Here is a 13,086-nt window from a genome sequence, read left to right as displayed (position 1 = left end):
AGCGGGCCACCGCGCCGAACGCGGTGGCCCGCCGTCATTCCGGGTCCTCGGTCCTGAGGTCCGCCCGCACCCGCCCGGCCCGCTCCGCCTCGCCGATCGCCGCCTCGGTCCTGGTCAACAGCCAGTCGACCCGGCGGACCTCCCGCCCGAGCCGCCGGGCCAGCGCCAGCAGTACCGTCGCCCCGACCAGCAGCACCAGCCCGGCCGCCAGGACCAGGTCAGCGGACACGGTGCAGCCGCACGTCGGCCCGCACCCCGGAGCTGGCCAGGTTCGCCCGCACCCGGCCGACCAGCCGCCGGTGAATGGCGTCTCTCAGCAGTCTCGGGGTGAGCAGGCTCAGCGGCCTGGCCACCCAGGTCTCCCGGTGTGCCAGCTCGAACAGGTTGAGCAACTCCACCGAGATCACATGCCGGTCCTCGGTGCCGAGCACCTTCGACAGATCCGGCGGCAGCGCCTCCACCCGCCGCGCCGTTCGCGCCGCCCGCTCACCCAGCCGCCGCACCTCCCCGCGCAGCCGCACCACCGCCGCCACCCCCACCGCGACCGCGACCACCCCGACCCCGAACACCACCACCGCGACCGTCTGCACAGCGGGATTCTCCCCCCACAACGCCCACCACACCGGCCACCTCTCCTATGGCCGACACCATCCCACACAGCGCCCAGTGCACCGGCCACTCCCCGCCGGCCATCCCTCGCTCACAGCGCCCGGTGCATCTCCTGTAACCGGTGCACCAGATCGCGGTGCGAGGCGGGAGCGATGAAGATCCGGTTGTCGCCGTTGCCCACCGGGGTGGTCTGGTTGAGCCAGCGGCCGTTGGGTGTGTCGGCGAACCGCAGCGGATGCGGGCTGGCCTTGCGCCGGCCGATGCCGTCCCGGACCGCCACCGACAGCTGCCCGCCGCCGGTGGTGGGCTGCTCGGCGATCTTCTGCGCCAGCCGCACCTCGGCGCTGGCCATCCGGGTGCCGACCCCGGCCTCGGTACGCCGATGCCCGCCGGCCGAGGCCAGCGCCTCGGACTGCAGCATGCTGAACGCGTCGCCCCGGCCGGGCGGGATGTCCGCGCTCTGGCCGACCAGCGACTCGGGCAGGGTCTCCGGTCGGATCTGGCTCAGCGTCACCTGGTCGCCGGTGCGCACGGCCAGCACCGCCTCCCGGCCGATGGCCGCGGCCAGCACCCCGATCGTCGTCTCGTCCCGGCTGATCCAGCCGTAGAACTCCACCCCCGGCCGGCACAGCACGGCCAGGCTCGCGACCAGCTCCACGTCCAGCCGGCCCCGGCGGTCGAACAGGCCAAGGCGCCGGAACTCCGCGCGTGCCCGGGCTTCCTCCTCGTCCTCGAGGTGCCGGGGCCGCCACATGGCCGGCGGCTTGAGCGTGATGTGCAGTTCGCCGAGGCTCTCCAGCGCGACCATCCGGGCCAGCGTCTCGGCCGGCAGGGTCAGCCGCTTCGGTAGCACCACCGTCGTTATTCCCCGATCACCGGCGGTGCGGTGACCTCGTCGGTGCCGAACGTCTCGTCCGGGTCGGCCTCGACCAGGAACGACGGCCGCTTGTGCTCGGTGTCCTCGTCACCCTGGCCGCGCGCGCCACCCATCGGCATGCCGCCCATGCCGGCGGCCCGCCCACCGGCCGCGCCACGCCCACCGCCCCCTGCGGCCTCCGCCGCCGCGGCCGCACCCGGCCCCAGCGCCGTCGCGCCGCCGCGAGCGGCCATCCGGCCCTCCTCGCCGAACGGTGCGCCACCGCTGACCGGCCCGAACCCCCGCGCGCCCTGGCCACCCGGCCCGCCCGATCCCCCGGGCCCGGCGCCGCGGCCACCCGGCCCACCGGGTCCGCTCCCGGTGCCACCGCCGCCGCCCGTCGGGTTGAACGTGGGCACCGGTCCCGGCCCCGGCATGAACACCGGCGGCTGACCCGGGTTGGGCCCCGGATTGGGAATCGGTCCCGGCCCCGGCGTCGGTCCCGGCCCCGGCACGAAGTTGTCCGGATCGGTCCCCCCGGGCCCTGGCCGGGTCGGCCCGGTCGGCCCCGGACCACTCGGATTCCCCGACCCACCCGGCCCCGGCACCGGACCCGGCCCGCCGGTACCCCCACGGGACCCGCCTCCCCCGGTCGACACCGACGGCGGCGGCTGCGCCTGCCCGATCTGATCCTGCGCCTGCCGCTCCTGAATCCCGATCGCCGAATGATCCGGCTGAATCGACCCGTAAGACGTCGGCATCCCCGAAGTATTCTGCCCCGTCACATCTTCGTAGGTCCGCATGGCCGTAACATTGCGCTCATTAGCGGCGTTATACTCCTCCTGCTCCCGCTCATAAGTCCGACTGGCCCCGCCCAACGAAGTAAAATTGTCCCAAAACCCAGGCTCCTGCGGCATAGGCGGCACCGGAACAACCGAGTTCTTGGTCTTCTCGAAAACCGCCACCTGCCGATCAATCATGCTCTGCGCCGTATTCATCTCCGGCGCCGCCATCCCATGCTCCACCGCCAACGGCCCCGCCCCCCGTCGAGCCGCCCCCGAAGCATCCCCCTGCCAAGCCGACTCCATCCGCACCGTAAGGTCGCTAATCGATTGGAGCCGGTTCTCGTAGTTCCCGATCAGCCCCTTGAGCCGGTCCGATGCCGTGATGAGCCGTGCAGGTCCGGCGCCCTGCTGGAAGTTCTGGTAGATGGCGTCACCGGACATGCAGGAGGACGCGCCGCCGCCGTCCATTTCATTCCCCCTTCAACGATGTGATTACCGCGGCCGCTATCTGCTTGGCACCCTCACACGATTGCGTACCACGTTTCCGGTCCCACGACTCGGCGGCCCGGAATGCCAACGTGTTGGAAATTCCGACCGTGATGTTGCAGATCCCCCTGCTCCGGCCATCGACCAGGTCGTTGAACACTGCCGGATAACCGTCCACCTCTGCGGGCTCGAAATAGCCGGGAAACGCCGCTCGCCCACCCCGGATCGTATCGGCCAAGCCATTCTTGTTACTTACGAGAAATCCGACCGAAATTCCTCGCGGCACGGGATCATCGGAACTCCAGTTACAATAAGGTCCGGTGGACCTGGCCGTCGGATCGTCAGTGTGCGGAGTACCCGGGTTGCTGATGTTGAACGCTTGCAGTTGGGTCGGGGAAAGCACTGCGCAGGGCTGGGACAGGAACCGAGTGGCATCCAGCGGCGCGTCGATCTTCGGCGAATTGTTGGTGCCGGACGGCGACCCGGTAGAGCCCGTTGTTCGAGTGCTCGTGTCGCCGCCGGTACCGGGTGTGGGCGTCGCGGTGCCCTCCTGCTTGGCCGTGCACCCGGCAAGCAGGACCAGCGCCACGGCGGAGGCGACGGTCAACGTGAGGGGACCCGAGGGCACTGCATCAACCCCTGTCTTCGCTGGTCATCCGGTCCCGGCCGGTCAGGTCGCTGTTCACCATGCTTTGCCGGCTGGCCAGCAGCTTGTCCAGGTACTGGGTGGCGTAATCCTGCATGGCGAAATTGTGCTCGAGCAACGTCGTCAACGACTTCCGGGCGGCGTCGGCATGGCCTGTGCTCATCCCGTCATCGGCCGGTTCTCCGATGTCGGCCACTGCCTGCTGGATCTCGTTGCCGTCCGCGGAGATCGCCTGAACTTCGGCCCGCCACTGGGCGATGACGCTGTCCAGTTGTTCGATGCTGGCGAACATGAATTGGCCGCCGGTGCCGCCGCCGCCTGCGGTGGGGGCGGTCCAGTTGGAGCCGAAGAGGCCGCCGAGGGTGTCGATGACGCGGGAGAGGGCGATCTCGGTCTGGATCTGGTCGCCGGGGGCGGGCGGGGGGTCGGAAGCCGTGGGGTCGGAGGAGGGGGGTTGGTTGGTTCCCGTGGTTCCGTCTGGCACGTCGACCTCCCCTTACTGGCTGCGTGCGGGACCTGCCGGCAGCTTACCGGCGGTGAGCGACATCCGTTCGGACGGTGGTCACCCGGCGGTGGTTCCGTGCTCGTGGGGGTACGTGGTCACGACTTCGCCGGGCGGGTAGTGGGACCAGAGGGGCGGGGTCGGTTCGGTGATCAGGACCTGACCGCCGGCGACCGGGTCGCCGCGCGGGTCCCAGCCGGCCGGGGCGCGGGCAAGGGTAGGGGCAGGGGCAGGGGGGCGGGTGGGGTCGGCTTGGTACTCGGTGCGCTCCGGGGCGGGGTGGCCGGGCAGGCGGGGTGGGTTGGCCGCGTGTCCGTGGCGGTAGACGTACGCCGTGCCGGGCGGGGTGTAGTGCGGGCACGGGGTCAGGCCGAGGGGGTCGGCCCAGGTTGTGGGGTTGTGGACGTAGGTGTGCGGGTTGGGGGCGGGGGCGAGGCCGAGTGGGTCGGCGCTGGCGTAGCGGGCGCTGGCCGGGTCGTAGTGGCGGAAGTAGTTGTAGTGGTGGCCGGTTTCCTGGTCGTGGTACTGGCCGGGGAAGCGCAGGGGGCAGTCCGGGCCGGCGGGGGCGGGGGTGGTGATCAGCAGGCCCCAGGCGGTGCTCAGGCGTTGCCAGGCTAGCCGTCCGTTCGGGTCGATGAGTTCGGTCGGGGCGCCGACCAGGTCGGTGATCAGGGCGTAGAACTGCTGGTCGATCCATTCCTGGGGGGCCTCGCGCACTCGGATCCGCTCGGTCTGGGTCAGTGGGCGGAACTCGCCTGCGGCCCAGTTCCAGGTGATGGCGTGGCCGCGCGAGTGGATCTGTTCGGCGAGCACCAGGCCGTCCCAGCTGAAGTCGATCTGTTCGGCGACGCCGGTGTCGCCCAGTCGCTGCTTGGCGATCCGGCGGCCGAGCGGGTCGTACAGGTAGCGCCACCGGGTGCCGGTCGGGGTGACCACGCCGACCAGCCGGTCCTCGGCGTCCCAGGTGAACCGCCAGCTCAGCGTCTTGCCGGACAGGGTGCGGCGCTGGCGCAGGATCATCCGGCCCTGCGCGTCGTGCCGGTAGTGCATGTTCCCGGCCCGGGAGATCAGCGTGCCGGTGTACTCGCGCCGGCCCTGGTCGTCGCCGCCGGAGGCGTCCGGCGGCAGCGGCCAGGTGGCGGCGCTGATGTTGCCGGACGGGTCGTAGCCGTACCGCTCGGTCCAGTCATCACCGAGCACGGCGAGGAGCCGGCCGGCCGGGTCCAGTTCGAACCGCCGCGTTCCCCCCGCCTCGTCGTGCACGCCGACCAGTTGGCCGTTCGCCCGGTACCGGTAGTCCCGCCGCCGCACCTGACGCGCCCGCCGGGCATCCTGCGGCGCGTACAGGTCCGGCGCGGTGACCGCCTGCGCGGCCAGCCGGCCGTTGGGGTCCCAGGTCTGCGCCAGCACCGCGCCGGCACCGAGGCCGCGCAGGATCTCCCGGCCGGCCCGGTCGTAGCCGAACCGCATGGTGTGCCCGCCGGTGTGCAGCGCGACCGGCCGGTCGTTGGGGTCGTACTCCCAGCGCGCGTCCGCCCCGGACGGCGTGGTCAGCCGCAGCCGGCGCCCGGCCACGTCGTACACCGAGGACACCGCCCGCCCGTTGACCGACTCGACCAGCACCCGCCCCATCGGGTCCCGCTGGAAGATCACCTCGGCGTCCGGGTTGCTGGCGTGCACCAGCCGGCCGATCGTGTCGTAGCCGAACGTCGTCAGCACGCCGGCCGCGCGCTTCTCGGTGATCCGGCCCATCGTGTTGCGGGTGTACCGGACCGTCTCGCCGGCACCGTTGGTGCGATGGATCAGCTGGTTGGCCCGGTCGTAGCCGTAGGCGGTGCGCCGGCCGTTGAAGTCGGTCTCGGACACCAGCCGCCCGGCCGCGTCGTAGCCGTAGCTCCACACCAGGCCCTGCGGGTCGGTCACGGACACCAGCCGCAACTCGGTGTCGTAGCCGAACTCGTGGCGCGCCCCGTCCGGCCCGATGCGGGCGGCCGGCAGGTCGAAGCCGGTGTACTCGGTGCGGGTGACCGCTCCGGACGGATCGGTGTGCTCGATCGGGTTGCCCTCACCGTCGTAGCGCCAGTGCTCGGTGGCGCCGTCCGGCAGGGTGCGCGCGATCAGCCGGCCCTCGACGGTCCACCGCAGCCGGGTGACCCCGCCCTCCGGATCGATCACCTGGGCCACCCGGCCGAACACGTCCCGCACGTAGCGCCGGGTGGCGCCGAGCGGGTCGGTGACCGCGACCGGCAGCCCGGCGGCGTTGGTGGTCACCCGCCGGGCGTGGCCGAGCGGGTCGGCGATCGAGGTGAGCCGCCCGTTGGAGGTGTAGGAGTACCGGGTGGTGGCGCCGGCCGGGTCGGTCTCGGACAGCAGGTTGCCGCGTTCGTCGTACTCCCGCCGCCACACCGCGCCGTCCGGGTCGATGACGGTCAGCGGCAGCCGCAGCGGGTTGAACGTGACGGTGGTGCGGCTGCCGTCCGGATGCACGACGGCGGTCGTCTCGCCGTTGTCGTCGTAGTCGTACCGGATCGTGCGGCCGAGCGGGTCGGTGCGGGAGAGCAGCCGGTCGTGCCGGTCCCACTCGGAGACGGCGGCGTGGCCGAGCGGGTCGACCTCGCGGACCACCTGGCGGGCCTCGTTGAAGTGGTACCGGGTCTGGTGGCCGTAGGAGTCGGTGACGATCGTGAACCGGTCCCGGTAGTCGAAGCCGCCGGCCAGGAAGCCGCCGGAGCCGTCGGTGCGGATGCACTGACCGCGCCGGTTGTAGGTGTAGCCGTACCACTGGCCGTTGCGATCCTCCCACCGCACGATCCGCCCAGCGGTGTCGTAGCCGAACCGCAGTGCGGCGGCGGAGGAGTTGGTCACCTCGGTGAGCCGGCCGTCCTCGTCGTAGCCGTACCGCAGCAGCCGCACGTCGCCGGAGCCGTCCTGGCTGATCAGCCGCAGGCCGGTGATCAGGCCGTCGGCGCTGTCGATGCCGATCCGGTAGCCGCCGGAGTGCCGGACCTCGGTCGGCCGGCCGTCGGCGTCGCGCAGCACGTCGATCCGGTTGCCGTTGCGGTCGCCGATCGCGGCCAGCGGCACGGTGTCCGCGGCGGACCCGGCGAAGTGCAGGATCCGGCCGCCGTCGGTGATCACCTGGTGGCCGTCGCCGGTGACCGACAGCGGCCAGCGCGGACCCTCCTCGGGCAGCACCGGATCGTCGCCGTCCGGCCGCGGGTAGACCAGGATCATGCCCTCCTCGGCGACCAGCACGACGCCGTCGGCATCGAACTCCAGCCGCTGGTCCAGCGTGGTGGACCAGGACCGGCCGAACGAGCGCCCGGCGCGGTAGGTGGAGACGTGCGTGCGGGTGAGCACCAGCGGCATCCGCCCGTCGAGCTCGACGTCCACCTGGTGCAGCACCATCTCCCCGGACGACACGTCGACCGGGTCGTTGCGGCAGCGCCGCCCGGAAACCGGGAAACAGGTGGTGCGTGGGTTGTCCGGCCGGCTGGTCCGGCCGGCGGGCGGGACGGCGGTGCCGCCGTTGGCCGGATCGGCCGCCGCGGGAACGTCCGGTGGGTCCGAACCGACCGGGCCGTCCGGGGTCCCGGCCGGCGCCGTGGCCGGTGCGGCCGGCGGTGGCGCCGGGACCGCTCCGGACGGCGTGGTCGTTCCCTCGGCATCGCGGGTCAGCTTGGCGATGATCTCGTCCAGCTTGTCGAGCACCCGGCGGATCCGCGGCGCGACGTTGCCGATGGTCCGGACCAGCTTTCGCACCAGGTCGGCGACCGCGCCGACGGTCTCGGAGATCGCCGCGGTGGCCCGCGCCAGCACGGCCGGGGTGGCCAGCCCGGGTGTGCCGGCCGCCGCCATGGTCCACGAGATCAGCCGCCCGACCAGATCCCCCACCAGGATCTGGATGCGCTGCCGGACGAACGCCACGGCCTCGCCCATGATCATCGCGCCGGCGGAGATCCCGGACGCGAGCGCGCCCAGTCCGGCCACCGCGTCCGCCGCCCCGCTGGCCTGCCCGCGATAGGCGTCCCCGGCCTCCCCCCGCCACCCGGTCGTACCGGCCGCGGCCTCGGTGACCAGTTCGCCGGCCACCCGGTCCACCTCGGCGGCCACCCCGGCCCAGGTCTCGGCGAACGCCCGGATCACCGGCGGGTTCCCGGCAAAGGCGTCCAGCGCGTCCTGCAACGGCCGGACAAGATCGATCGGCCACGTCACCCCGTAGGACGTCAGCGTTCCCACCGGGTCGACCACCAGCGACAACACCTCGAGCCCGGCGTCCGTCCCGCCGAGCCCGGCATCCACCCAGTCCCCGTTCGACAACCCGTGCGCCACGTCGGCACAGGACTCGGCGAGTCCCGTCCCGGTCGCCTCCGTGGTGGTGTCCACGGACGAGGCACCCGGCGGGTTGCCTTCCGGCACTACAGATCGCCCTCCATGCCCTGGTACTGGGCGGCCTCCGAGGTGTCGGTCGTCGTGTAACCCTTGGCGGTGTCGCGCACCTTGCGCGCGGTGTCGGCGAGCGCGTCGACGCCCTGCCGCAGCGCCCGCACCCCCAGCTCCTCGAACGGTTGCAGCAGCTGCGCGAACGGCTGGCAGACCACGCCGTAGGCGTCGTTGTTCATGGTGACCTGGTTGGCGGCGTCGGCCGCCGTCCGTAACCGGTCGGTCAGCCCGTCCACCCGCCCGGCGTGCGCGTCGAGCTCACCGGTCAGCACCTCGTAGCCGTCCATGGGCAGTGGCCTCTCCGTCAGCGGTAGATCGAGCCGTCGCCGAAGTCCTCGTCCCCGCCGTCGGTCGGCGCCCGGCGCGGCGGCTTGACGGGATGGGGCGGGGGCTCCTCGTCCTCTTCGACCCCACCGATGTTCATCCGGCCCGGCGTGCCGAGCGGGCGCCCGGCCGGCTCGGCCGGCTCGTCCGGCACGGACGGGAAGCTCTCCTCCGCCTTGGCCAGAATGTGCCGGGCCGCCGGGTCCTCGGTGCCGACCGTCTCGGCCAGGATCTCGGCCAGCCGCTGCGGGTAGCGCGACTGCGCCTTGCGCATCGCGGCCATCACGTTGGCGGCGATCTCGTCCGGCTCCATCGACCGCACCCCGTCGGACATGGCCACGTTGGTGGGCAGACCGTTGGATCCGACGGTCACGCTCACCGCACCGTTGGCCACCGACTCGGTGATGGTGACCTGCTCGACCTGCTCGGCCATGCGCTGGAACCGAGCCGCCTTCTCGGTCGCGTCCCGCTCCCAGTCGTCGACCATCCGCATCGCTTCGGAGACCGAGTCAACCATCCAACACTCCCCACAATGGCGCGGTCCGGGTCAGGGCAACTGCGAAGACAATACGGGCAGCGCCCGGCAACCGTTACCGGTTCGTGGGTTCTTGTCCGGTCAGTCGTTGCGTGGGAATCCGAGGTTGATCCCGCCGTGCGACGGGTCCAGCCAGCGGCCGGTGACGACCTTGGTCCTGGTGAAGAAGTGGATGCCGTCCGGACCGTACGCGTGGGTGTCGCCGAACAGCGAGTCCTTCCAGCCGCCGAAGGAGTAGTAGCCGACCGGCACCGGGATCGGCACGTTCACGCCGACCATGCCGACCTCGATCTCGTTCTGGTACCGCCGGGCGGCTCCCCCGTCGTTGGTGTAGATCGCCGTCCCGTTGCCGTACGGGTTGAGGTTGACCAGTTCGACCGCGGCCTCGTAGCTGGGCACCCGGACCACGGACAGCACCGGCCCGAAGATCTCGTCGGTGTAGATGGACATCTCCGGCTGGACGTGGTCGAACAGGGTCGGGCCGAGCCAGTAACCCGAGTCGTCGCCGTCCACCGGGTGGTCGCGGCCGTCCACCGCCAGCGTCGCCCCCTGCGCCACCCCGGCGTCCACATAGGACGCGACGCGGTCCCGGTGCAGGCGGGTGACCAGCGGTCCCATCTCGCAGCCGGGTCGCCGGCCGTCGCCGATGCGCAGCCCGGCCATCCGCGAGCCGATCTTGCCGACCAGCTCGTCACCGACCGGGCCCACCGCGACCACCACGGAGATCGCCATGCAGCGCTCGCCTGCGGAGCCGAACCCGGCCGACACCGCGGCGTCCGCGGCCAGGGCGAGGTCGGCGTCGGGCAGCACCACCATGTGGTTCTTCGCGCCGCCGAGGGCCTGGACCCGTTTGCCGTTGCGGGTTCCGGTCTCGTAGACGTACCGGGCGATCGGCGTTGAGCCGACGAACGAGATGCCGCGCACGGTCGGATGGTTGAGCAGCCCGTCGACCGCCTCCTTGTCCCCGTGCAGCACGTTGAGCACGCCGTCCGGCAGGCCCGCCTCGGCCCACAGCTCGGCCAGGAAGTTCGCCGCCGACGGGTCCTTCTCCGACGGCTTGAGCACAACGGCGTTTCCGCAGGCGATGGCGTTGGGCACGAACCACAGCGGCACCATGGCCGGGAAGTTGAACGGCGAGATCACCCCGACCACGCCGAGCGGCTGGCGGATGGAGTAGACGTCCACCTTGCGGGACACGTTCTCGCTGAACCCGCCCTTGAGCAGATGCGGGACGCCGCAGGCGAACTCGACCGCCTCGAGCGCGCGCTGGATCTCGCCGCCGGCGTCGTCGAGCACCTTGCCGTGCTCGGCGGTGACGATCTCGGCAAGGTCGCGCTTGCGGGCGTTGAGCAGTTCCCGGAACGCGAACAGCACGTTGCTCCTGGTGGCCAGGGAGGCGTGGCGCCATTCGCCGAACGCCCGGGCCGCGACCGACACCGCTTCGTCCACTTCGGACGGTCCGGCGAAGTCGACCAGCCCGGTGCGCGCTCCGGTGGCCGGGTCGAACACGTCCCCGGTCCGGCTCGGCACGCCGGCCCAGGGCTTGCCGTCGATCCAGTGGCTGATCCGTTTGGGCTGCACGGTCACCTGCTCCCTCCGGCGGCCTCGATCGCCCCGGCCAGCGCCTCGAGTGCCTCGTCCACCTCATCCTCGGTCACCGTCATCGGCGGGGCCAGGCGGATCACGTTGTTGTGCAGTCCGCCCTTGCCGACCAGCAGGCCGCGCGCCCTGGTCTCCTCGAGCACCGCGGTCGCGGCCGGCACGCTCGGCGTGTTGCCGCCCGGCTCGACCAGCTCGATGCCGATCATCAGGCCCTTGCCGCGCAGGTCACCGACCACGGCGGACCGCTCGGCGATGGTGCGCAGGCCCTGCATCAGCCGGGCGCCCTGCTTGGCCGCGTTCGCCTGCAGGTCGTGGTCGAACACGTAGTCCAGCACGGCCTTCGCGCCGACCGTGGCGACCGGGTTGCCGCCGAAGGTGGAGATGGAGTTGGCCGCAAGGCTGTCCATCACCTCGCCCCTGGCCACCACGCCGCCGATCGCCAGGCCGTTGCCGAGGCCCTTGGCGAAGGTCATCATGTCCGGTACCACGCCGTGTGCGTCGATGCCCCAGAAGTGCTCGCCGGTGCGCCCCCAGCCGGTCTGCACCTCGTCGGAGATGAACAGGATCCCGTACTCGGCAAGGACTTCGGCGAATGCGCCGTACAGCCCGTCGGGCGGCACGCAGAACCCGCCGACGCCCTGGATCGGCTCGGCGATCATGCAGGCCACGTCGCCGGAGGTGGTGGTCTGGATGATCTCGCGCAGGTCGTCGGTGCACGCCTTGATGTAGTCCACATCGGACAGTGCGCCGAACGGGCTGCGGTAGCGGTAGCCGCCGTGCACGTAGCTGACCTTCACCGGGGACAGCGAGCTGGCCGACCAGCCGCGGTTGCCGGTGATGCCGACCGTGGCGAACGCGCGCCCGTGGTAGGAGTTGCGCATGGCCAGCACCTGGTTGCTGCGCCGGTACTGGGTGGCCAGCATCAGCGCGGTCTCGTTGGCCTCGGTGCCGGAGTTGGTGAAGAACACCTTGGCGTCCGGGATCCCGGACAGCTCGGCGATCCGCTCGGCCAGCTCGACCTGGCTGCGGATCAGGTAGAGCGTCGAGGTGTGCATGATGCCGGTGTCGAGCTGCTTGCGGACCGCGTCGCCGATCTCGGCCACGTCGTAGCCGATCGCGTTGGTCAGGATGCCGGCGAAGAAGTCGAGATAGGTCTTGCCGTGCGAGTCGGTGACCCGCCGGCCGTGGCCGTGCACGATCTCGATCGGGTCGGCGTAGTACAGCGCAAGCCAGTTCGGCAGCACGGCACGATGGCGGTCGATCAACCCTCGGTCACCCATGCGTTCGAGTGTGGCCGGGGGCCAGGGTGGGCGCCAATGGACAACCTGTATCGCCGTCACCACTCGAGCCTTACAGTGTGCCCGTGTACCCCACGGTCTCGGACGCGATCGCGCTGCCCGCGATCCGGCAGGGCCGGCCGAAGGTGGTGGCCGGGGCGGCCGGGCTCGGGCGTCGGGTGCGCTGGGTGCACGTGGCCGAGATCGCCGACATCGCGCACCTGCTGCGCGGCGGGGAACTGGTGCTCACCACCGGAATCGCACTGCCGGACGATCCGGCCGCGCTGACCAGGTACGTGGACGAGCTGGCCGACACCGCGGTGGCCGGGCTGGTGGTGGAGCTGGTCCGGCACTGGAGCGACGCGCTGCCCGAAGCGCTGGTGTCGGCCGCGGAGCGGCACGGCATGCCGCTGGTGACGCTGTCCAGGGAGACCCGGTTCGTCGCGGTGACCGAGGCGGTCGTCGGGCTGATCGTGGACGCGCAGGTCGCCGAGCTGCGCGCGGCCGAGCAGGTGCACGAGACGTTCACCGCGCTGACCGTCGCCGGCGCCGAGCCGACCGAGGTGCTGCGCGAGGTGGTCCGGGCGTCCGGGCTGCCGGTGGTGCTGGAGACGCTGGCGCACGACGTGCTCGCCTACGACACCGCCGGCGGCGACCCGGGCGAGCTGCTCACCGAGTGGGCGCGCCGGTCCCGGGCGGTCACCGTCACCGAGCGGACCAGCTACCACGCCGACGCCGGCTGGCTGGTCACCGTGGTCGGCGCCCGCGGCAACGACTGGGGCCGGCTGGTGCTGCTCTGCCCGGACCCGCCGCAGCACCGCCAGCTGGTGATCGTCGAGCGGGCGGCGTCGGCGCTGGCCGTGCACCGGCTGGTCGCCCGGGACCGGGAAAGCCTGGAACGGCACGCGCACCGCACGCTGCTGACCGAGCTGCTCGCCTCGCCCACCCCGCCCGCCGACCTCACCGCCCGCACCACCGCGCTCGGCGTTCCGCTGGACCGGCGCCAGCTCCTCGGCATGTC

Annotated in this window: 12 protein-coding genes; 1 reads left to right on the top strand and 11 read right to left on the bottom strand. The window is 72.0% G+C overall.

Annotation, left to right across the window (positions count from 1 at the left end; all coding sequences use genetic code 11):
- Nucleotides 1-34 precede the first annotated feature (34 nt).
- The 11 genes from VFV67_RS16180 to VFV67_RS16130 form a co-directional block, all read right to left on the bottom strand.
- Entirely contained in the window at nt 35-229 is a 195-nt protein-coding gene (locus VFV67_RS16180; protein WP_326470906.1) for a hypothetical protein, read from the bottom strand.
- Nucleotides 219-590, bottom strand: a complete 372-nt coding sequence (locus VFV67_RS16175; RefSeq protein ID WP_326470904.1) for a hypothetical protein — start codon at nt 588-590, stop codon at nt 219-221. Before VFV67_RS16175 ends, VFV67_RS16180 begins: the two co-directional genes overlap by 11 nt.
- Before the next feature lie 110 nt (nt 591-700).
- A complete protein-coding gene (locus VFV67_RS16170; protein ID WP_326470902.1) occupies nt 701-1,465 on the bottom strand; it encodes an ESX secretion-associated protein EspG in 765 nt (254 codons plus the stop codon).
- Between the two features lie 5 nt (nt 1,466-1,470).
- Nucleotides 1,471-1,719: a hypothetical protein gene (locus VFV67_RS16165; RefSeq protein WP_326470900.1), complete on the bottom strand. Its 249-nt coding sequence runs from the start codon at nt 1,717-1,719 to the stop codon at nt 1,471-1,473.
- 1,000 nt (nt 1,720-2,719) lie between these two features.
- Nucleotides 2,720-3,325, bottom strand: coding sequence for a DUF3558 domain-containing protein (locus VFV67_RS16160; RefSeq protein ID WP_326470898.1), 606 nt, complete (start codon nt 3,323-3,325; stop codon nt 2,720-2,722).
- A 43-nt stretch (nt 3,326-3,368) separates the two neighbouring features.
- Entirely contained in the window at nt 3,369-3,866 is a 498-nt protein-coding gene (locus VFV67_RS16155) for a hypothetical protein (protein ID WP_326470896.1), read from the bottom strand.
- Between the two features lie 78 nt (nt 3,867-3,944).
- Nucleotides 3,945-8,270: an RHS repeat-associated core domain-containing protein gene (locus tag VFV67_RS16150; protein WP_326470895.1), complete on the bottom strand. Its 4,326-nt coding sequence runs from the start codon at nt 8,268-8,270 to the stop codon at nt 3,945-3,947.
- A 32-nt stretch (nt 8,271-8,302) separates the two neighbouring features.
- Nucleotides 8,303-8,614, bottom strand: coding sequence for a type VII secretion target (locus tag VFV67_RS16145; RefSeq protein WP_326470894.1), 312 nt, complete (start codon nt 8,612-8,614; stop codon nt 8,303-8,305).
- Between the two features lie 17 nt (nt 8,615-8,631).
- On the bottom strand, nt 8,632-9,168 hold the full coding sequence (locus VFV67_RS16140) for a YbaB/EbfC family nucleoid-associated protein (RefSeq protein ID WP_326470893.1): 537 nt from the start codon (nt 9,166-9,168) through the stop codon (nt 8,632-8,634).
- A 99-nt stretch (nt 9,169-9,267) separates the two neighbouring features.
- On the bottom strand, nt 9,268-10,773 hold the full coding sequence (locus tag VFV67_RS16135) for a CoA-acylating methylmalonate-semialdehyde dehydrogenase (RefSeq protein WP_326470892.1): 1,506 nt from the start codon (nt 10,771-10,773) through the stop codon (nt 9,268-9,270).
- Nucleotides 10,770-12,068 (bottom strand): aspartate aminotransferase family protein, encoded by a 1,299-nt coding sequence (locus VFV67_RS16130; RefSeq protein ID WP_326470891.1) that lies wholly within the window; start codon nt 12,066-12,068, stop codon nt 10,770-10,772. The genes VFV67_RS16135 and VFV67_RS16130 overlap by 4 nt, the downstream gene beginning before the upstream one ends.
- Nucleotides 12,069-12,151: 83 nt before the next feature.
- Here VFV67_RS16130 and VFV67_RS16125 point away from each other — a divergent pair.
- The coding region (locus tag VFV67_RS16125) for a PucR family transcriptional regulator ligand-binding domain-containing protein (protein WP_326470889.1) at nt 12,152-13,086 on the top strand (935 nt) is incomplete at its 3' end.

This window comes from Actinophytocola sp. (genome assembly GCF_035762905.1).
Classification (GTDB): Bacteria; Actinomycetota; Actinomycetes; order Mycobacteriales; family Pseudonocardiaceae; genus DASYTH01.
This window is presented reverse-complemented; position numbering and strand designations above follow the sequence as displayed.